Origin of the sequence: Nonlabens sp., from assembly GCF_018401815.1 — a bacterium.
Lineage (GTDB): Bacteria > Bacteroidota > Bacteroidia > Flavobacteriales > Flavobacteriaceae > Nonlabens.
This window is the reverse complement of sequence record NZ_JAGYKG010000007.1, coordinates 44,555-64,906: the sequence shown is the minus strand read 5'-3', so window position 1 is coordinate 64,906 and position 20,352 is coordinate 44,555. Positions and strand designations below refer to the sequence as shown.

24 protein-coding genes are annotated in these 20,352 nt (G+C 36.0%); 3 read left to right on the top strand and 21 right to left on the bottom strand.

What is annotated here, in order from left to right; genetic code table 11:
• Positions 1–4: 4 nt before the first annotated feature.
• Entirely contained in the window at positions 5–934 is a 930-nt protein-coding gene (locus KG732_RS12545; protein WP_213524284.1) for an ABC transporter ATP-binding protein, read from the top strand.
• Positions 935–1,110: 176 nt separating this feature from the next.
• Entirely contained in the window at positions 1,111–1,584 is a 474-nt protein-coding gene (locus KG732_RS12540) for an LEA type 2 family protein (RefSeq protein ID WP_213524282.1), read from the top strand.
• Between the two features lie 95 nt (positions 1,585–1,679).
• Here KG732_RS12540 and truB read toward each other — a convergent pair whose 3' ends face one another.
• The 21 genes from truB to KG732_RS12435 all read right to left on the bottom strand — a co-directional run bounded on the left by truB (position 1,680) and on the right by KG732_RS12435 (position 19,138).
• On the bottom strand, positions 1,680–2,387 hold the full coding sequence (gene truB / locus KG732_RS12535) for a tRNA pseudouridine(55) synthase TruB (protein WP_213524280.1): 708 nt from the start codon (positions 2,385–2,387) through the stop codon (positions 1,680–1,682).
• A gap of 50 nt (positions 2,388–2,437) precedes the next feature.
• The gene (locus tag KG732_RS12530; RefSeq protein ID WP_213524278.1) at positions 2,438–3,151 is read right to left on the bottom strand and encodes a TerB family tellurite resistance protein; all 714 of its coding nucleotides are present in this window, start codon (positions 3,149–3,151) and stop codon (positions 2,438–2,440) included.
• A gap of 160 nt (positions 3,152–3,311) precedes the next feature.
• The gene (locus KG732_RS12525) at positions 3,312–3,821 is read right to left on the bottom strand and encodes a DUF2480 family protein (protein ID WP_213524276.1); all 510 of its coding nucleotides are present in this window, start codon (positions 3,819–3,821) and stop codon (positions 3,312–3,314) included.
• 2 nt (positions 3,822–3,823) lie between these two features.
• On the bottom strand, positions 3,824–4,144 hold the full coding sequence (locus tag KG732_RS12520; protein ID WP_006796533.1) for an iron-sulfur cluster assembly protein: 321 nt from the start codon (positions 4,142–4,144) through the stop codon (positions 3,824–3,826).
• A 1-nt stretch (position 4,145) separates the two neighbouring features.
• A complete protein-coding gene (locus KG732_RS12515) occupies positions 4,146–4,571 on the bottom strand; it encodes a SufE family protein (protein WP_213524274.1) in 426 nt (141 codons plus the stop codon).
• Positions 4,571–4,975 carry an META domain-containing protein gene (locus KG732_RS12510; protein WP_213524272.1) on the bottom strand — a complete coding sequence of 135 codons (405 nt, stop codon included), beginning with the start codon at positions 4,973–4,975 and terminating at the stop codon, positions 4,571–4,573. The genes KG732_RS12515 and KG732_RS12510 overlap by 1 nt, the downstream gene beginning before the upstream one ends.
• 23 nt (positions 4,976–4,998) lie before the next feature.
• Positions 4,999–6,213 carry an aminotransferase class V-fold PLP-dependent enzyme gene (locus tag KG732_RS12505; RefSeq protein WP_213524302.1) on the bottom strand — a complete coding sequence of 405 codons (1,215 nt, stop codon included), beginning with the start codon at positions 6,211–6,213 and terminating at the stop codon, positions 4,999–5,001.
• Between the two features lie 599 nt (positions 6,214–6,812).
• Positions 6,813–7,976, bottom strand: a complete 1,164-nt coding sequence (locus KG732_RS12500) for a hypothetical protein (RefSeq protein ID WP_213524270.1) — start codon at positions 7,974–7,976, stop codon at positions 6,813–6,815.
• Between the two features lie 2 nt (positions 7,977–7,978).
• Complete coding sequence (locus KG732_RS12495) at positions 7,979–8,440, bottom strand: hypothetical protein (protein ID WP_213524268.1); 462 nt, start codon at positions 8,438–8,440, stop codon at positions 7,979–7,981.
• Between the two features lie 93 nt (positions 8,441–8,533).
• On the bottom strand, positions 8,534–9,262 hold the full coding sequence (locus KG732_RS12490) for a hypothetical protein (RefSeq protein ID WP_213524266.1): 729 nt from the start codon (positions 9,260–9,262) through the stop codon (positions 8,534–8,536).
• An 11-nt stretch (positions 9,263–9,273) separates the two neighbouring features.
• Complete coding sequence (locus KG732_RS12485; RefSeq protein WP_213524264.1) at positions 9,274–9,861, bottom strand: hypothetical protein; 588 nt, start codon at positions 9,859–9,861, stop codon at positions 9,274–9,276.
• Between the two features lie 1,083 nt (positions 9,862–10,944).
• Positions 10,945–11,184, bottom strand: coding sequence for a hypothetical protein (locus KG732_RS12480; RefSeq protein WP_213524262.1), 240 nt, complete (start codon positions 11,182–11,184; stop codon positions 10,945–10,947).
• Positions 11,185–11,340: 156 nt separating this feature from the next.
• Positions 11,341–11,646 carry a hypothetical protein gene (locus tag KG732_RS12475; RefSeq protein ID WP_213524259.1) on the bottom strand — a complete coding sequence of 102 codons (306 nt, stop codon included), beginning with the start codon at positions 11,644–11,646 and terminating at the stop codon, positions 11,341–11,343.
• 133 nt (positions 11,647–11,779) lie between these two features.
• Positions 11,780–12,379 (bottom strand): hypothetical protein, encoded by a 600-nt coding sequence (locus KG732_RS12470; protein ID WP_213524257.1) that lies wholly within the window; start codon positions 12,377–12,379, stop codon positions 11,780–11,782.
• The gene (locus KG732_RS12465) at positions 12,379–12,879 is read right to left on the bottom strand and encodes an outer membrane beta-barrel protein (protein ID WP_213524255.1); all 501 of its coding nucleotides are present in this window, start codon (positions 12,877–12,879) and stop codon (positions 12,379–12,381) included. The genes KG732_RS12470 and KG732_RS12465 overlap by 1 nt, the downstream gene beginning before the upstream one ends.
• A 110-nt stretch (positions 12,880–12,989) precedes the next feature.
• Positions 12,990–13,745 carry a hypothetical protein gene (locus tag KG732_RS12460; protein ID WP_213524253.1) on the bottom strand — a complete coding sequence of 252 codons (756 nt, stop codon included), beginning with the start codon at positions 13,743–13,745 and terminating at the stop codon, positions 12,990–12,992.
• Positions 13,746–14,674: 929 nt separating this feature from the next.
• Entirely contained in the window at positions 14,675–15,988 is a 1,314-nt protein-coding gene (gene sufD, locus KG732_RS12455) for a Fe-S cluster assembly protein SufD (protein WP_213524251.1), read from the bottom strand.
• Positions 15,989–16,085: 97 nt separating this feature from the next.
• Complete coding sequence (gene sufC, locus KG732_RS12450) at positions 16,086–16,838, bottom strand: Fe-S cluster assembly ATPase SufC (protein ID WP_213524249.1); 753 nt, start codon at positions 16,836–16,838, stop codon at positions 16,086–16,088.
• Between the two features lie 5 nt (positions 16,839–16,843).
• The gene (locus KG732_RS12445; RefSeq protein WP_213524247.1) at positions 16,844–17,281 is read right to left on the bottom strand and encodes a component of SufBCD complex; all 438 of its coding nucleotides are present in this window, start codon (positions 17,279–17,281) and stop codon (positions 16,844–16,846) included.
• 28 nt (positions 17,282–17,309) lie between these two features.
• Positions 17,310–18,758, bottom strand: coding sequence for a Fe-S cluster assembly protein SufB (gene sufB, locus KG732_RS12440; protein ID WP_213524245.1), 1,449 nt, complete (start codon positions 18,756–18,758; stop codon positions 17,310–17,312).
• 50 nt (positions 18,759–18,808) lie between these two features.
• A complete protein-coding gene (locus KG732_RS12435; protein ID WP_213524243.1) occupies positions 18,809–19,138 on the bottom strand; it encodes an iron-sulfur cluster assembly accessory protein in 330 nt (109 codons plus the stop codon).
• A 170-nt stretch (positions 19,139–19,308) separates the two neighbouring features.
• Between KG732_RS12435 and thiL the strand changes: the two genes are divergently transcribed.
• On the top strand, positions 19,309–20,352 hold the full coding sequence (thiL, locus tag KG732_RS12430; RefSeq protein ID WP_213524241.1) for a thiamine-phosphate kinase: 1,044 nt from the start codon (positions 19,309–19,311) through the stop codon (positions 20,350–20,352).

The window sequence follows — 20,352 nt, the reverse complement described above, 5'->3', positions numbered from 1 at the left end:
TTCTATGTTGCAATTGATTGATATTAGTTTCGCTTTCGCGAAAGCGGATACCCTAAAAAATATTTCCCTAAAAATAAAACAGGGAACTCATGTCGCTGTGATAGGAGAAAGCGGCTGCGGTAAAAGCACCCTCTTAGACATCGTTTACGGGTTGTTACAAGCACAAAAAGGTGTTGTCAAGTGGAATGATGAAGAGTTAGAGGGAGCAGATCACCATTTGGTGCCCGGTCATCCCATGATGAAATACGTACCTCAAGAATTTGACCTGATGCCTTTTACCAGCGTTTTTGAAAACGTAGGAGCGCATCTTTCTATTCAAATTGACGATCGAGCAAGCCGTATTGGCGAATTGCTCGATGTAGTCGATATGAGCAGCTTTAAAAACCGTAAGGTAAAAACACTTTCTGGTGGACAGAAACAGCGTGTAGCGATCGCAAAAGCACTTGCTCAGGAGCCCCAACTCTTATTGCTCGACGAACCTTTCTCACACATCGATAACTTTAGAAAAAATGAGTTGCGCAGAAAACTTTTTGATTACCTAACCCGCAATAACATCAGTTGTTTAGTAGCCACACATGATCAAGGTGACGTGCTTTCTTTTTGTCATCAAACCATCATCATGAAGGAGGGTCAGATCCTAGATTTTAGAGGGACCTCAGAGGTGTATGGAAATCCCTTAAATACCTACACTGCTGCTTTGTTTGATGAGGTCAATGCCATTCCTAAGGTTTGGTTGGATACTAAAGAGGATTTAATTTTGTACCCACACCAATTAAAGGTTTCTAAAAAGGGCTTTTCTGTGGAGGTACAGCAGTCTTTTTTTCAAGGAGCCGATTATCTAATTACCGCACAAAAAGATCAAAAAACGCTGTTTTTTAGATCCAAAAAGCCTCTTGAAATAGGCAAAGAAGTGTTTTTAAATACAAGTTCCTAGGAGTAAATGTACGTCTGTCAATAGAAAAATGGATTTCAATTGATCTTGGTGGTGGCTGATGATAAGGCAGAGAATCACAACATAGGTTATAGCTTGAGAATACACAGAGCCACTGATTGTGATGTCCGTGTCTGAATCTGTTACGAGGACTTTTATATTTGTACAAACTTTTTACCATGAAAAAACTTTTGTTCCTACTCAGCATGCTATTGCTAGGCTCCTGCAAGAATCCTTATAAAGACATCGTTTTTGTAGAAATAAAAAACCCAGCACTTGAAAAAGCATCACTACATCAATTGGATATTTTGGCGACTTGTGTGCTGTATAACCCTAATAGCGTAGCCATAAATCTTGAAGAAGTAGATTTTGACGTTTACATTAATGGAACTAAAACAGCCCTTATAAAGCAAGTGGAAACGGTCGTGATGCCAGCCAACTCTGAATTTGAATTCCCTGTAAGAGCAGCGGTAAACCCTAAAGAAGTTTATGGCGAGAAGGGAACAGGAGTTTTAGGCGCAGCGCTACAAATACTAGCCAGTCAGAAAGTGGATGTAAAGTATGATGGAAGCATTAAGGTGGGCAAAGGAGCGATTCACTTTAGGGTGCCTGTGGTAGATAGCTTGAGTATTCCTGTGAATTTTAATTTTTAACTTTAGAAGATGCTCTCGGTAATTCAGCATCTTTTAAAGCTTACTTGTCAAAGGATTGACAAATATTTCTTTAGAGAAAATAAAAGCCTCCAGCGTTATTCTTGTAAATCTGCTTTTACTAACTTTTCAAAACGCTCTATACTCATTGCGTTTTCCACATGATAATTCCCTATAGCGGTTCTTCTTAAGGAAGATAGGTGACCACCATTATTTAGTGCAGCACCAAAATCGTGTGCAATGGATCGGATGTAAGTTCCTTTGCTACAAGAGATTCTAAAATCCACTTCTGGAAGTTCGATTCTAGTAATTTCAAATTCGTTTACCGTCACTGTTCTTGCTTCTATCTCTGTAGTTTCTCCAGCGCGAGCCAGTTCGTAGAGTCGTTTCCCATCCTTTTTAATAGCTGAGAAAATAGGTGGTTTTTGCTGTATCTCTCCTGTGAACTTTGCTGTGGTTCCTTTGATCAAGTCCTCTGTGAGCTGGTCCAATGCAAAAGTTTGATCCACTTCAGTTTCTAAATCATAACTAGGCGTTGTGCTACCTAAAGTAATCGTGCCTGTGTATTCTTTTTCTTGAGCTTGATAGGTGCTTATGTTTTTGGTCTCTTTACCGGTACATATAATTAACAAACCACTTGCTAGTGGGTCTAATGTCCCTGCATGACCTACTTTAATTTTTTTTATTTTGTATTCTTTCCTGATGAGCCAGCGCAATTTGTTCACTACTTGAAAAGAAGACCATTCTAAGGGTTTATCTATAAGCAGTACTTGACCTTTTAGGTAGGGGTTTTCTTGATCTTGCATAGGTGTAAAGAAAGAGAATTAATAATTGGCAGAAAAATGAAGAGGGACTATTAACTCATTCCACGTTCCTTGCGAACGGTTTCATAGGCATCTTGAACCTTTTTAAATTTCTCTTCAGCACCTTTTTTATAGGCTTCGTCCATATCCATTAATTTATCGGGATGGTATTTCTTTGCCATGGTGCGGTAGGCTTTTTTTACCTCATGATCAGGAACAGACTTATCGATTTCTAGGATCTTATAGGCATTATCTTGATCTTTTACAAACATTGCTTTGATCGAGATAAAATCGCGCTCTGTGAGTCGCAGGTAGCCTGCTATTTGATAGATCACACGAATTTCAGCTTCACTTGTATGACCATCTGCCTGGGCAATTCCAAATAGAAAATGAAGGATTTGTAATCTGGATTCGTACCTAGTTCTGGCGTTGAGGTAATTGCAAATTTTTGCTGCATCGACCTCTCGCTTTTTAACCACTTCATTAAAGACCTTGAATATAGCGTTGGCCCTTTCTTTACCATAAGCACCAACAAAATACTGTCTTACATAGTCCAGTTCATTTTGGGTAACCTTACCATCTGCTTTAATAACTAAAGAGGTAAGAGATAGTAAATTCAGTTCAAAATCCTGTGGACTTACCGTAGCACTTCTCTGAAAAGGGCTTCCTGAATGGGTTCTACTTTGCTGAGAATTCCCATCACTTAGAAAAGCGTTGTAAATCCATCTGAGAACAAAAAATATAGCGATGTAGCCGAAAAATGACATAGGTTGTTGAGCTGGTTATGAGTGCGACAAGTAAATCTTTAAATGACCATTATTTTAAAATTTATTCGGCAGACCGAGAACTGTCTCGGTTACAGATGTTGATTTCAAGGAATGTGCCATAGCTTTTTTATAACTTTTAGATGACAAAATGGCTACGCACCTATTTTTTGCGTTTAAAAACCGGTACAGAAGAGCAAGCTTCTCCGTACATAATAGACCGAGCTACTTCTTGTAATTTCTCGGTAATCATGGCATATGCGGCAACGGGAACAGGTTTGTTAGAACAGCCTTTTACAATTACTGGAGCGTCTTGAAACACACTTACATCCATACCTGCGATCACTTCTCTATAAATTTCAGTTTCAAGTTGTTCTAAAGAGCCGCAAACTACTTTTTTAGCAATTCCGTAAAGATGACTTTGTACGAGCATCCACGCCCATTGTGGCACTATGGCATCTGTACTGCAATGTATAGCTACGTAATGATTGTTATAAGCAGAGAAGTCTGTTGTTTTTAAGCTTTCGCGAAAGCGGGATTCCACTAGCACTATTCCCTCTAACAACCATTGAGAAATATCAATAATTGTTCTGGGTCCAGGTGCATAGAAGTCTTCTAAGTCAAAGGTTTTTAACTTAGAATTGGAGACGCGATTGATGATTTCTTCTGGCATATCTAGAGCATTCCTAGTTCTAACTTGGCTTCTTCACTCATCAAATCTTTATTCCATGGCGGGTCAAAAGTGATTTCCACTTCTGCATCGTTTACCTCTTTAAGGGTTTTTACTTTTTCTTCTACTTCTACCGGCAGTGTCTCAGCCACTGGGCAGTTAGGCGAAGTTAAGGTCATGAGTATTTTTACGTCAGCATCACTGCTTACCATGACATCGTAGATCAATCCTAGTTCGTAAATATCTACTGGTATTTCAGGATCGTAAATGGTCTTGAGGACTTTTACTACTTTTTCTCCTATTTCTTGTCCGTTAATTTCTTCCATCTTAGTTGACTTGAGTTTGGTATGCGATCGCATACATTTTTAATTGTTTGATCATGGAAACAAGTCCATTTGCTCTGGTAGGGGAAAGGTGTTCTTTGAGCCCTATTTCATCTATAAAATCAGTTTTGGCCGCAATAATATCGGCTGGTTTTTGACCAGACCATGCTCTGATAAGAATGGCAATAATCCCTTTGGTAATAATGGCATCACTGTCTGCGGTAAAGGCAATTTTATCAGATTCTAGCTCTGCATTTACCCATACTTTAGATTGGCAACCTTTTATAATACGGTCTTCTGTTTTTAAACTTTCATCAATTAAAGGGAGGCTTTTCCCTAAATCGATCATGTATTCATAACGCTGCATCCAGTCGTCAAACATGGAAAACTCTTCAACTATTTCTTCTTGTATTTCTTGAATACTCGCCATTAGATATCTTCTTTTTTTACTGCAATTATAATTACTTTTCCTTTTTTATCCATGAGGAGGATGCCTGTCTTAGTAACTTCTACAGAGGCTACTTTGGACAAGTGATTCTTGTAGTCTTTTTCTATTTCATCCAGGTCGCTACAGTACATTTTTGTGCCTGCCAGCATCCCCATTTCAATTTGATTTTTTTCAGGGTTTTTAAAGCTTCCAAAATATTGATTACAAGCAGATTTTCCTGAAATCTTGTTTTCTTCACCCATTTCTATAGATATGGTGATGTCGTACTCAGAGTAGTCGTTGCTTCCTACTGTAGTCACTTCGTAATCTCCGTCTACATCTTTCATGTCCTTGCAGGATGTAATCGTTATGGACATTAAAGCTACTAGTATTGTTGCTAGTTTCATAATACTTGTTTCAACTATTAAAGTTAAGATAACATAGTTACAGCACGTTGCAAAGCTTGTACCATAACATCTATTTCTTCTTTAGTATTGTAAAAAGCAAAGCTGGCTCTTATGGTTCCGGGAATTTTAAAACGTTCCATAACAGGCTGTGCACAGTGGTGTCCGGTTCTTACGGCCACTCCTAATTTATCTACAATGGTTCCTATGTCGTAAGGGTGTAAGCTAGCCACATTAAAACTAATAACCGCAGCTTTGTCAGTGACATCGCCATAAATTTTAGCACCTGGTATGTTTTTGATTTGCGCTGTTCCATAAACCAGCAGCCCGTGTTCATAGGCAGCGATATTTTCCATTCCTATTTCGTTGAGGTAGTCAATAGCAGCACCCAAAGCTATTCCACCAGCAATGTTAGGTGTTCCTGCTTCAAATTTATGAGGCAATCCGGCGTAGGTTGTTTTTTCAAAGCTTACTTGATCAATCATCTCGCCACCACCTTGATAAGGAGGTAGGCTATTTAAGGCTTCCTCTTTTCCATAAAGGATTCCTATTCCTGTAGGGCCGCACATTTTATGTCCAGACATGGTGTAGAAGTCCGCATCCAGAGCTTGCATATCTAATTTCATATGGCCACATGATTGTGCGCCATCAATAAGGGTCATCGCATCGTATTGATGCGCAGCGTCTATGATTTCTTTAACGGGGTTGGTAACTCCTAATGCATTAGAAATATGATTTACGACTACAAATGCTGTTTTAGAATTGAGAAGGTTGTGATAAGCATGCATATCCAGTCGTCCGTCATCTAATACCGGAATCACTTTTAAAACCGCTCCAACTCGTTCACAAAGCATTTGCCAAGGCACAATATTGGAGTGATGCTCTACTGCACTAACAATGACTTCATCTTCTTTTTTTACAAAGACATGCGCCCCACTAGCTACGGCATTAATAGAATGCGTATTACCCGAAGTAAAGATGACTTGTTTAGCAAGCGGAATATTGAAAAAAGCTCTTACTTTTTCACGAGCACCTTCAAAGTGGTCGGTTGCTTCCTGACTCAAGGCATGCACACCACGGTGTATGTTTGCGTTGTATAAGGTATAATAAGCTACGATTTTATCAATTACCTGTGTGGGTTTTTGAGAAGTCGCGGCATTATCAAAATAGATCAATGGCTGTCCGTTTACCTTACGGTTTAAAATAGGAAAATCAGCTCTTATTTTCTTGATGTCTAGCATAATTGCAAAGGTAAGCCCTAGGCGTGAAGACATTGTTAAATCGGTGCTAGAAAATAGCCTCTCAAGCGTTACTTTGTATTCAAGTAAATAAAAATACCCCGTCAAAAGTTAGCGTATTTTTGAAAATATAATGCAATGTTACCAATCAACTACCCTCTCCATGCCTAACTTCATTGCGATCAATGTAGTAATGAGAGATTTTATTTCTGGTATATTACAGATTTAGAAATCAGTTTTCTAAATGGGTATAAGAATCGCACTATGAGTCTTAGATCTTCAGCCCCAATCTTTGCAACGACTCTGCTTTCCTGTTACAGTTGTAGGAACGTTTTGTTGCTGTAGATTTGCTCCGGCTCTATAAATTCCTATACGCTCTAGTGGGCTGGAGTATTGCTTAACAGTTAGCTAGAAGCGGCCACACTTTGAAAAGAATCTTTGTTTTGTGCCTGTTCCACTTGCTTCAATTGTATTCTTGTGAGGTAATTAAACCTTTCTCAAACAGCGTTTTGTTGCGACCTGGTACTTTTTTTGAATTCCTTTGCTCTTTTTTGTATTCGCTTTCGCGAAAGCAAATCAAAGACACCTCGCCCAGAACAAAATTATTCAAACTCATTAATCCCGTACAATATCTGTTTCATTTTGCTTCCATTGATTTCTATAGGCTTATAAGCAGTATTAAACTTTTCGATGCTTACGGCAATATTATCTTTAAGTTTTTTATACTCCAAAGGTATTTTAGTGGCACATTGTTTCTCGTTTTCGTAGCTGTTTAACATGACTCCAAATTTCTCATAGAATTTAGCCCCTTGATCGATATGACCGTTGTACAAGATGATGAATTGCAATAATCGGTCAATAGGAAATTCTAGGTTGATTTGCATTTTATGCGCTTTATATCGCTGAGAGTCATCTTTAAGTGCTTTATCCAGTTCCTTTAAATAGGTGCCTAAATTATCTCTAATACGTTCCCAGTCATCCGTATTTCGGCATTGTTCTAATGCTGTGTGGTACTTAATGGGCTTGGTATAATCTACAAATAATTGTTGTAGTTCTAACATGACATTAGTATTGCTCTTTTGCAGAAATGCAGTCTCAAAGTATATAATGTTTAAATCATTATGCATTCTTAATGTAAAGTCTAAAATGCATTCTATTTCTTTAAGATGTTCCTCTTTTTCTTTTTTATTTGCACTGGAATTATTAAAAAGAGAAACCATAGAGTGCACCACAGAGGTATAAATATTATCTCCTAATATACTAGACAATTCAAAACCCGATTTTTTATCCTGATTTTTTGTCATTTTCGCCTTCATTTCTATAAATTCCGGATAATTATTGGGGTTACCCAAATTATTAATTTCATTAAAAGTAGCGACCGATGCATAGTGATGATCCAGTGTCAAGGTCTTTTCATACAAGATTTTGATAATTTGTAAGCCTTTTAAATATCTTATTTTACTAATATCTGTGGCTTCAGAAAGTTCATTTAATTTTAATTCATTTAGAACATGATCTTTTTCTATAAGTAGTGCTACTTTTTCCTTTAGGCTGTTTCCAGCTTTTAAGTCTTGGGAGAGCTTGTTTAAACGCTGGTACAAACTATTGTTTTCAGTTCTATAAAACATTTGTACGATTTGTAGTTCAACACTTAAATCTTCTAGGAGTACCGCTATTTCTTTATTTGGATCTGTTGAGTTTGCGGTCATCACATTCATTACTAAAAACAAGACAATCCCAGTCATATATTTGATTAATGAGGCCATAACTATAGGAGTTTAAGAGTGATGATAAATTCTTTTTCTGTTAGCACTACAGGATATTCTCCTATGGCTAGTTTGTTAAGTTTTTCTGGTAGTTTTAAAGCTGCTCTGGCCTCTTCAGGAAGCTCTAGTTCTTCTTGTATTAGAAAAAACAATTCTTCTAGGTTAATGTCTTTATTAATTTCATTCCCCACTATTCTTACTTCATCTTCAAGGGTGATTTTATCTCTTTTGATGAGGATAGTTAAAGTTCCATTCTTGTTAAAAGTTGCACTTGCATTTGATGATGCAATAGATCCATTAGTTTTGAATTTACAGATGCCGCGACCAAAACCACAAGGTTCAGTTGTAGCGCGAGGTAACTTTCCAAAGATTAATTCTGTCGCAATAAATCCATTACTCATTTCTTCTTGAGAATAGGCACTATTAAGCAGGCATAGCAATGCTATGGGTATTAATATTTTCATAATTTTAAGGATTGGGATTTAAAAGAAAGTTAGAAGTTTGCCCCATCAGCAATTATTATAACTTTCTTTTAAATAATTTATTAAGGATTAAGTTCACTCTATATATCCATTCTCTAAAAGGGCCTCTTTAATTCCTTTAATGTGAGCACGTCCATAAATAATTGCAATCTTATTATGTTTTGAATCATTCAATATTTCATTTACTACAACACCATTCCTAAAGTCCAATACTATACTTTCACTCTTTTTTTTGTCGAAATCTTTATTTTCACATTTTGATTTCTCATCGTAGTTATTTTCAAAATCACATGGGGTTAAGACAATGCATCCATAAAGACCTTCATAATGAGCTACCATGTCTTCAAATGAAGAATCTACATTTTTACTATTTATTTCATTTAATCCTAACTCTTTGTATTTGGGTTGATTGACCAGCTTTTTTGCTAATTGTATATTTTTAACTTTCATTAAAGAGTCTATGACATTTAAATAGTCGCGTTTTGATCCAAATGGTAAGTTTAGCATCTTCCTCATTTTTCTTTGAAGGCTATCGTCTTTGTTGTTATTGTTCACCAACTCATAATAAAAATAATACCCGTCCTTTTCTAATGAATCAATTTTATTTTTAACGTCTTGATAGTATAACTTTGTACTAACATGAACCATTGGCAAGAAGGCAACCTTTTTATCTGCTCTTTCTAGATTTATTAGTTGAACCTCCTCATCAAATGCCCCAATACTTTTATATGCTTTGTTATAGAGATAACTTTTACATCCTGTTAGAATTATGTGTACAAATAAAATCAATATTAATTTTTTCATTATTGAAATTATTAAAGACCTTTTAGTATTCTAAGTATTATTTCAATGATGGCATTGTTTATTGTGTTCCCACCAGACTCCCCAAAAACACTTCTTAAATGACAACCTAATTGCCACCATCTGCATCGCGATGAAGACTTTGTTAATGCAGTTGACAACCCATATTCAGAATCCGATTTTTCATTTTTTAAGTTCAACCCAAATAATATACTATTATCATTAGATGAATTGTACTTAGAATTATAGTTGTGAACATAAAGTGCTGCTGTGGCAATTTCTTCTACAGAAGAAGATTTTGCGATACCTTCATTGGAAAAACCTTCTGATAGGTATACGAAGGATTTTTCTAAAAGCGCTTTCCCTTCTTTTGGCATTTCATAGGTAGAATTTTCACCTAGTAAAACAGTTAAAAAATCATCATAGTCCATTCCTTTCTCATACGACGGTCTAAGACTTTCCACCAATGACGCCATTCCTTGTTGTAATTGTCCTTTTACATATGCCTCAGTATACTCTTCTTTTTGAGCACTTGTATTAAAAACCATAAACAAGGAAAGCACAAAACTTACTCCTCTAATTATATTCTTTAAATTTTTCATCAGTATCAATTTTAAATACACCACCTACTCTAAACGTTTTTCGGTAACCACGGCTTTTTAAAGTGTATAGGCATTACACTCTTCAAAACAGCTTAAATAGTTCTTCATTTCAAGTATTTTAGTTGCTTTTAAAATGAACTACAATAATGTTGTTTTGGTTTTTAGCGAAACCTGTGAGAGCCTTTACCTTGTAGAGGCTTTCTCTTTGTACTATTTTTTAAATCTGTGTCACTGTTAGGCTGTGTTAAATAGTGAATTAAAACTCGCAGAATAATTCTATTTTGAGTTGGTCATTAATGACAAAGTAAATTTAGAGTATTAAAGAAGTCATATACAAACGCTATTAGTCCAGATTCATGAATATCGAGTCGATATTCATGAATCTAGAGAAGGTTTAACCTTTATTATCTACCTGATAATAAATAACTTAAAATAATGTGTATTTGGCATAGCTATGGGTAATCTTTAAAGCCTCAAAGCCTTCTTATTTGATTAAGGATCCGATCAACTAATACAATATTCTAGAGGTTAAAGGGATAAGAAGTTGATTATTATTCAGATGTTGGATCAGAGCTTTTTAAAAATTGCTCCTATTAATTCATGGTATTTTTATCAGTTGCCTAAAACTTTTTTAGAATGTATGATCATCGGAAGTAAGTAAAAACAAGTTACATTTTGAGTGAGGAGGAGAAAAAGTTGCTTAACCCCTCTTGAGGCATATTCTATATTACGTATCCTTATACGGCTTTATGATTTCCTGCTGTTTTTATGGCCTAGAAGAATTTGCTGTGGGACATATTTTTATAAAGAGAGGGGGAGGTAATTGGTCTTAGAATAGGCAAGGCTTCGGGTTGTTTTTCTGAAATAGGGATATAAAAAACGCTAGACCTTTTAGGATCTAGCGGTAGTAATTGGTCGTACTCTAAATTTGCATGCTTATAAATTATATCATCAACGACCGTATTTACATCATGATACGCTTTTGAGTTTTTAAGATTTGTTCACTTATTTTAGTAGCTGACAAACCTTTTAGATTCTTGGTCTTCAAAGGTTTAATGGAATCTATTAGACTTCCATTCTTCATTAAAAGTTGTGACTGACGCGATGTAATGTTCCAGCTTTTAAGTCTTGGGAGAGCTTGTTTAAACGCTGGTACAAACTATTGTTTTCAGTTCTATAAAACATTTGTACGATTTGTAGTTCAACACTTAAATCTTCTAGGAGTACCGCTATTTCTTTATTTGGATCTGTTGAGTTTGCGGTCATCACATTCATTACTAAAAACAAGACAATCCCAGCCATATATTTGATTAATGAGGCCATAACTATAGGAGTTTAAGAGTGATGATAAATTCTTTTTCTGTTAGCACTACAGGATATTCTCCTATGGCTAGTTTGTTAAGTTTTTCTGGTAGTTTTAAAGCTGCTCTGGCCTCTTCAGGAAGCTCTAGTTCTTCTTGTATTAGAAAAACAATTCTTCTAGGTTAATGTCTTTATTAATTTCATTCCCACTATTCTTACTTCATCTTCAAGGGTGATTTTATCTCTTTTGATGAGGATAGTTAAAGTTCCATTCTTGTTAAAAGTTGCACTTGCATTTGATGATGCAATAGATCCATTAGTTTTGAATTTACAGATGCCGCGACCAAAACCACAAGGTTCAGTTGTAGCGCGAGGTAACTTTCCAAAGATTAATTCTGTCGCAATAAATCCATCACTTATTTCTTCTTGAGAATAGGCACTAGTAAGCAGGCATGGCAATGCTATGGGTATTAATATTTTCATGGGTTCGGTTTTTAAGTTTGAGATAAATTAATAAGAGCTGTATGACTAGCAATAGTCATCACATTACCTAGTTGTATTAAGCTGTAATTCTAAAAAATAAGTATCGACCTTGATATGTCTTTATAAAACAGAATTAGTTGATATAGCGTTCTTCAATTTTAATAAATATACCCAGTGTTTGAAAAAAATCAACAGGTATGTATTTAAAGACCTCCCTTTTTAAAGCAGATGCATAAAATGGATTTAATTCTACAGTTTTTGGTTTAAAGAAGAATCTTACATCGTCAACATCGTTCAATACATTATAAACAAATTCTGAACAGTACAGCCGGTTGTCATTTTTAAGAGTAAAATGGTAATCAAATGTGACCTCTTTTCCTTTGTAATATTTAAGCACCTTTTTAAACTTCAAAAATTCTTTTGATTTCAGTTGAATCTTCCAAATAGAATAATAGCTAATATTCTCTATGCTTATAAACGATTCTAGACTTTCAACTATCAATGCAGTACCATCAATAAACTTATCGTTGGACACGTTATAAATATGATAACCCTCCTTTGTTTTAAACCCAATACCTATATGAGTAGACAAGGTATCTATTTGATTAAAGTCCTTAGCTATGTACTCTCTTTTTAAATCGGTAGATCTATTGAAAACATATATAAAATTGTCTTTTACTATACCCTGTGAATAAACACTAGTAACTAGCAAAAAGCATACTATTTTTAACATTACAAATTTAACCTAAAGAAAGCTCCAGCGTTCATGATACCCCCTGGTGAAAACTCTGCATAAGTGGTAACAATTCTTAAACCATAATTAAAATCTCGATGAGTTCTAAAAACAGCTTGTATCCCGACGTCGATGCCTAGTCCCTTGCTGTCCTCTAGCCCTAATTCCTCGTCAAACATGAGGTATGAAAAACCAAAAATAGATTCTATCTGGAAATTATCAACCTTCGCAAAGGCGTAATTTGCTTGTAATCCATATCGTTGTAAATTATATTTTAAGTTGAATTCATCATTTTCCATCTTTGCATTAGCAAAGGATATGCCTAAAGAAAAATCTTTTGCAAACCGATAATTCAGAACGCCTTCTATATTAAGACCAAAATCGCTTTTTACGTACTGCTGATTCACATTTAAATTTACCGCAAACTCTTTAAAGTCTTTTTGGGCAAATGTGTTTATTCCTGAGAATAAAAAAACGATTAAAATTAGATTTGTTTTCATTTTTTTTATTTTTTTTATTGTTTTCATTTTTAGATTAAACTTCATTAGTGAATGGAGGTTCTTTTAAAAATGAAATAACTATTTAAAAGAACCTCCATTACAATAACTCACTACTTCTCTTTATCTACTGTACTTATAAAGGTGTTTGTCGTAGTACTAGCAGCCACACCTGTAGCAACACTAAAGGCTCCCCCACCTGCAACTCCACCTGCAACATCGGCAGCTCCTACTACCAACCACCTTAACCATCCAGGAGTTCTCTTTTCTGCAATTTTTTGAGCTGTTGGAGAATTATATATTTTATACCACATACCAACAGAGTGTCTTCCTACAGAGCTTAATTGCAACAATGAAGTTTTGTCACTTTCTGTTAATTCTCTGTTTTTCATAATACTGCTTTCGAAATCTTTAATATAAATAACAACTTCCTCTAAGTCTATACCACCTTTAAAACCATTGCTCACAATAAAATCAAGTAGTCGCTGAAGTTCTATTTTACCAGTATAGGAAAGATTTGATTTTTCTACAGTACCACTAAAACTATTTTTAATATCACTCACTCCATAATTGAATTGTTTTAAAGTAAGTCTTTCGCCTTTAAGTTCGTGCTCATCACAAAGTTCATTGGTCAAATCAAGCGTTTTTTGAATTGCTAACCTTTCATTGCCGTATCTCTTTAAAAACTCCATTACGATCTCATTATGTTTAATCCCAGTATCATCATAAGGATTGTCTGGATTATCGTAATCAATAGATATTAAATTTTCTCCTGTCCTTGATCCATTTGTTTGCCCACTAACATTAAAAACCATAAACAAGGAAAGCACAAAACTTACTCCTCTAATTATATTCTTTAAATTTTTCATCAGTATCAATTTTAAATACACCACCTACTCTAAACGTTTTTCGGTAACCACGGCTTTTTAAAGTGTATAGGCATTACACTCTTCAAAACAGCTTAAATAGTTCTTCATTTCAAGTATTTTAGTTGCTTTTAAAATGAACTACAATAATGTTGTTTTGGTTTTTAGCGAAACCTGTGAGAGCCTTTACCTTGTAGAGGCTTTCTCTTTTTGTACTATTTTTTAAATCTGTGTCACTGTTAGGCTGTGTTAAATAGTGAATTAAAACTCGCAGAATAATTCTATTTTGAGTTGGTCATTAATGACAAAGTAAATTTAGAGTATTAAAGAAGTCATATACAAACGCTATTAGTCCAGATTCATGAATATCGACTCGATATTCATGAATCTATAGAAGGTTTAACCTTTTATCTACCTGATAATAAAGAACTTAAAATAATGTGTATTTGGCATAGCTATGGGTAATCTTTAAAGCCTCAAAGCCTTCTTATTTGATTAAGGATCCGATCAACTAATACAAGATTCTAGAGGTTAAAGGGATAAGAAGTTGATTATTATTCAGATGTTGGATCAGAGCTTTTTAAAAATTGCTCCTATTAATTCATGGTATTTTTATCAGTTGCCTAAAACTTTTTTAGAATGTATGATCATCGGAAGCAAGTAAAAACAAGTTACATTTTGAGTGAGGAGGAGAAAAAGTTGCTTAACCCCTCTTGAGGCATATTCTATATTACGTATCCTTATACGGCTTTATGATTTCCTGCTGTTTTTATGGCCTAGAAGAATTTGCTGTGGGACATATTTTATAAAGAGAGGGGGAGGTAATTGGTCTTAGAATAGGCAAGGCTTCGGGTTGTTTTTCTGAAATAAGGATATAAAAAACGCTAGACCTTTTAGGATCTAGCGGTAGTAATTTATCCTTAAAAACACTCTTACAAATCAAAGCCGATTTCCACACCTAACTTCATTGCGATAAGCTTGGTAATACGGGATTTAATCTCTGGAATCTTTACACTTTCTAACACGCTGTTGGCAAAAGCAAACATCAATAAAGCACGAGCTTCCTTTTTAGGAATCCCTCGGGCTTGCATGTAAAATAACGCTTCGTCATCTAGCTGGCCTATAGTACAACCGTGAGAACACCTTACATCGTCAGCAAAAATCTCCAATTGAGGTTTGGCATTAATGGTAGAAGTATCACTTACTAGAATATTGTTATTTTGCTGGTAAGCGTTGATCTTTTGAGCAATCTTATCTACAAGTACCTTGCCGTTAAAAACACCTACGGCACGCTCATCAAAAATTTGTTTGTACTCTTGAAAGCTTTCACAATTAGGAGCTGTATGGTGTACAAGTGTAGAATGATCTACATGTTGTTTTCCTTCTATAATCGTTACCCCGTTGAGAACAGAGTTACAACGCTCTCCACGTTGGTAAAAACTCAAGTTATTTCGAGTTAATTTTCCTCCAAAAGAGAAGGTGTGCATGCGCACTTCTGAATGGTCCTGTTGTGCTACAAAGGTGTGATCTATTAAAGATGCACTTAAATCATCGTTTTGGATTTTATACCAATCTACTAATGACTTTTTTGCCGCATAAATTTCAGTAACGCTATTGGTCAGTACCGCGTTATCGCTCAGACTTTGGTGTCTTTCAATAACTTGTACTTGAGAATTTTCTCCTACTACAACCAGGTTGCGGGGTTGTGTCATCAATTGTGCTTCATTTCCTGTAGAGAAATAAACGATCTCTATGGGCTTTTCTACTGCAATATTTTTATTGATATGCAGGTAAGCGCCTTCCTTAGCAAATGCGGTATTTAGGGAGGTCAACCCGTCTTTAGTAGCAAGTCTATTGTAATATTTTTCTATTACTGCTGCGTACTTAGGATTATTTAATGCACTAGACATCAAACAAACGTCAAATTTATCGTGAGTCGTTTGAGAAAGGTGAGAACTGTATATTCCATCTATAAATATCACTCGATAGGCATCTATTTGATGTACGAGGTATTTTTTGATATCTTCATAAGAAATGCTTGTTTCTTTTTTAGGGAAAAGCACGTACTCTTTGTTAAATAAAGACTTTAATGAAGTGTATTTATAGGCTTCATCTCGACGTTGTGGTATTCCTAGTTGTTCAAAGTCGTTCAAGGCTTCGTTACGTATGTGATGGACGTAGCTGTTGGTGTCAACTTCATTTTCTAGGGCAATAAAAGAAGAAAGGATATGGTCTTTAAAACTCATAGTTAATATTTTTCTCGCTTTCGCGAAAGCGAACTTAAAAGTTCATTATTGAAAAGAAATAGGGGTTTAGGTAGCTCCAACGCTTGAGTTGTTGTTTCTAAGCTTCTATTTCTTCTTTGATCCAGTCGTAACCGCGTTTTTCTAGTTCTAACGCCAACTCTTTACCACCAGATTTCACTATACGTCCATTGTGTAAAACATGCACAAAATCAGGAACGATATAATCTAAAAGACGCTGATAGTGGGTAATAACTATAGTGGCATTGTCTTTATTCCTTAACTTATTTACTCCATTGGCAACAATGCGTAGGGCATCAATGTCTAGTCCAGAGTCGGTTTCATCAAGAATGGCTAGTTTAGGTTCTAGCATGGCCATCTGGAATATTTCATTGCGTTTTTTCTCTCCTCCTGAAAACCCTTCATTCAAAGAGCGGGAAAGGAATTTGCGATCTATCTCCAACATTTCTGACTTTTCACGTATCATTTGTAACATGTCCTTAGCGCTCATATCATCTTTTCCTTGAGCTTTACGTGTTTCATTGATTGCGGTTTTCATAAAATTAGTAACCGATACCCCTGGAATTTCTACTGGATATTGAAAAGAGAGGAAAACACCTCTGTGTGCTCTTTCTTCTGGATCCAATTCTGTGATGTCTTCTCCTTCTAGAGAAATCTCGCCTCCAGTTATTTCGTATTCCTCGCGTCCTGCAATAATATTGGCAAGGGTAGATTTACCGGCACCGTTAGGTCCCATTATTGCGTGTACTTCTCCTGCTTTTACCTCAAGATTGATTCCACTCAGGATCTCTTTTCCTTCGATTGTTGCTTTAAGGTCTTTAATCTTTAACATAGCTGTTATTTAACTTCTTTAATATCTAATGTTTTTCCAGTCTTAAACATATCGGCACTTGTTGCTGGAGTTACTTCTATAATTTTGGTAATGGTTAGCATTTCATCCCATCCTTCACCTAATTCTGCTTTTATAGGGTTGGGCTTTACAGTAGCGTGAATGACCACGTTCACCATATCGAATTCGGTTTTTTTAAGTGCTTGTGCTGCCTTATCCAGTTCTTTCATCTTATCGTCGATGGCCACAGCATAGATTTCGTTTTTCGTGGTCAGTACCGCCGCATCTGTGAGAAAGATAAATTCCCCTCGGTAGACTTGCTGTCCTTCGGGAAGAACTTCTGGAGTCGCCTTTTGTACTATTGGGGTGTCTGGTGTAGCTTCCTTATCATTTTTACAAGAGACTACACTTAAAACTAAGAAACTTAAAATAAACAATCGCTTCATAATCAATGTATTTGTTGGTTGTTGTTGTTTAGCCTACAGATCCTTCTAGGCTTATTTCTAGAAGTTTTTGTGCTTCCACGGCAAATTCCATAGGCAGGTTGTTCAATACTTCTTTTGAAAAGCCGTTGACGATAAGAGCAATGGCTTTTTCGGTATCAATACCCCTCTGGTTGCAATAGAAAATTTGGTCTTCACCTATTTTACTGGTGGTAGCTTCATGCTCTACTTTTGAAGTACTGTTGCTGTTCTCAATGTAGGGAAAGGTATGCGCTCCACATTCATTACCCATTAGTAAACTATCACATTGCGAGAAGTTACGTGCATTTGTTGCACGGGCACCTATTTTCACTAGACCTCGATAGGAATTTTGAGATTTCCCAGCACTGATACCTTTAGAAATAATGGTAGACTTGGTGTTTTTTCCTAAGTGAATCATTTTAGTTCCTGTATCTGCCTGTTGGTAATTGTTAGTTACGGCGATAGAATAAAATTCACCAACCGAGTTATCCCCTTTAAGGATGCAACTAGGATACTTCCAGGTTACCGCACTACCAGTTTCCACTTGAGTCCAAGATATTTTCGAATTTTTTTCGCAAATACCACGTTTGGTTACAAAATTAAATACCCCTCCCTTTCCTTCAGCATTTCCAGGATACCAGTTTTGAACAGTAGAGTATTTGATTTCGGCATCATCTAGTGCAATCAATTCTACACAAGCAGCATGCAGCTGGTTTTCATCACGTGATGGAGCAGTACAGCCTTCTAAATAAGAGACATAACTACCTTCATCTGCAATAACAAGTGTTCTTTCAAACTGTCCTGTTCCTCCTTCATTGATGCGGAAGTAAGTAGAAAGTTCCATAGGACACTTCACTCCTTTTGGGATATAACAAAAGGACCCATCAGAAAACACAGCACTATTTAAAGCGGCGTAATAATTATCGTTTTGAGGAATTACCGTTCCTAAATATTTTTTTACTAATTCTGGATGCTCTTGAATCGCTTCCGAAATAGGGCAGAAAATGATTCCTTTCTCTCCAAGTGTTTTCTTAAAACTTGTTGCTACAGACACAGAGTCGATCACGACGTCCATGGCAACTCCAGAAAGTTTCTTTTGTTCATCTATAGAGATTCCCAGTTTTTTAAAGGTCTCTAACAACTCTGGATCTACTTCATCCAGGCTGTCGTATTTAGGCTTAGAATTAGGAGCAGAGTAATACGATATGGATTGAAGATCAGGTTTTTTATAGGTGACATTGGCCCATTCTGGTTCTTCCATTTCTATAAAAACTCGGTAAGCTTGTAGTCTCCATTCTAGCATCCATTCTGGTTCATTTTTCTTTGCAGAAATAATGTGTATCACTTCTTCGCTAAGACCAACGGGAATGGTGTCAGACTTCATGTCTGTATAGAAGCCGTACTCGTACTCTTTATTCTTGAGTTCTTTTTCTAATTGTTCTTCTGTATATTTTGACATATTTTTTTTCTTGTAACCGCTTTCGCGAAAGCGTCATTTAAATCAACTTATTAGAGAGAGAAAGACTCTCCACAACCACAAGTTCTTTGTGCATTAGGATTGTTGAAAACAAATCCCTTACCGTTTAAACCACCGCTAAATTCTAACACAGTTCCTACGAGATACAAAAAACTTTTTTTATCCACAGCGATTTTCACGTCGTTTGCTTCAAACACCTTGTCTGTTTCTACAGTCTCCTTATCAAAGTTTAAATCATAAGAAAGACCACTACAGCCACCACTTTTTACGCCTACACGTACAAAGTCTTTATCGATTGCAAATCCTTCTTCACTCATGAGTTGAGCGAGTTTTGCTTTTGCGGTTTCTGATACACTTATCATATAAAATAGCTTATTTATAACGATTACAAATATACAACACACGAGGCGGTAAATACAGTGTAACTATGATATTCTCGTATAGTGCTATTCAAAGTGTTGATGAGTAGTATTTTCTTAAATATTAGGTCGTTTTTACGCGGTCATTCTTACCTAAATCGTAATTTTGCAGGATGATAGAAGATAAGTCTCCACAACGCACACCAATAGAAAACCTAGGCGAGTTTGGCCTGATTGATTTTATAACTAAGAATTTTGAGATCAAACAAGATTCTACCATTACAGGAATAGGTGATGATGCAGCAGTTTTAAATCACACAAAATCTACGTTAGTAACGACAGATATGCTCGTAGAAGGGGTGCATTTTGATTTGAGCTACGTGCCCTTAAAACATTTAGGTTATAAAGCGATCGTGGTGAATTTATCTGATGTGTATGCTATGAATGCTCGAGCTACTCAGGTAACCGTATCCATTGCTATTTCTAATAGATTCCCTGTTGAAGCCGTCAATGAATTGTACGAAGGTATTCACATGGCTTGTAATACCTATGGAGTGGACCTTATAGGGGGCGACACCACTGCCTCTCGCAGCGGTTTAGTTATTTCTGTAACGGCAATAGGCGAGCAAGATGCAGGTAAAATCGTGCGTAGAAAAGGAGCAAGAGAAGGAGATCTATTAGTGGTTTCTGGAGATATAGGAGCTGCTTACATGGGATTGCAAATTCTGGAAAGAGAGAAAGCTGTTTTTAAAGCTAATCCTCAAAGTCAGCCAGATATTGAGGCTTATAGCTATTTATTAGAAAGGCAATTAAAGCCAGAGGCTAGGAAGGATATTTGTAAATTATTAGAAGAACTCGAGGTACACCCTACCAGCATGATTGATTTATCTGATGGATTGAGTTCTGAAATGATCCATTTATGCAAGCACAGTGAAGTAGGAATGACCTTATACGAAGATAAGATACCATTAGACCCTACAGTGATTACAGCTTGTGAAGAGTTTAATTTGGACAGTACTACAATTGCATTAAGCGGGGGGGAAGATTATGAATTGTTGTTTACTATAAAACAGGAAGATTTTTCCAAAATAAAAGCAAATCCTAGTTTATCGGTAATAGGACACGTGGTAGATGCTTCTTACGGGATTAATTTAGTGACACGAGGAGGTGAACAAATACCTATAAAAGCAATGGGGTGGAATAGTTTTCAAGAGTAA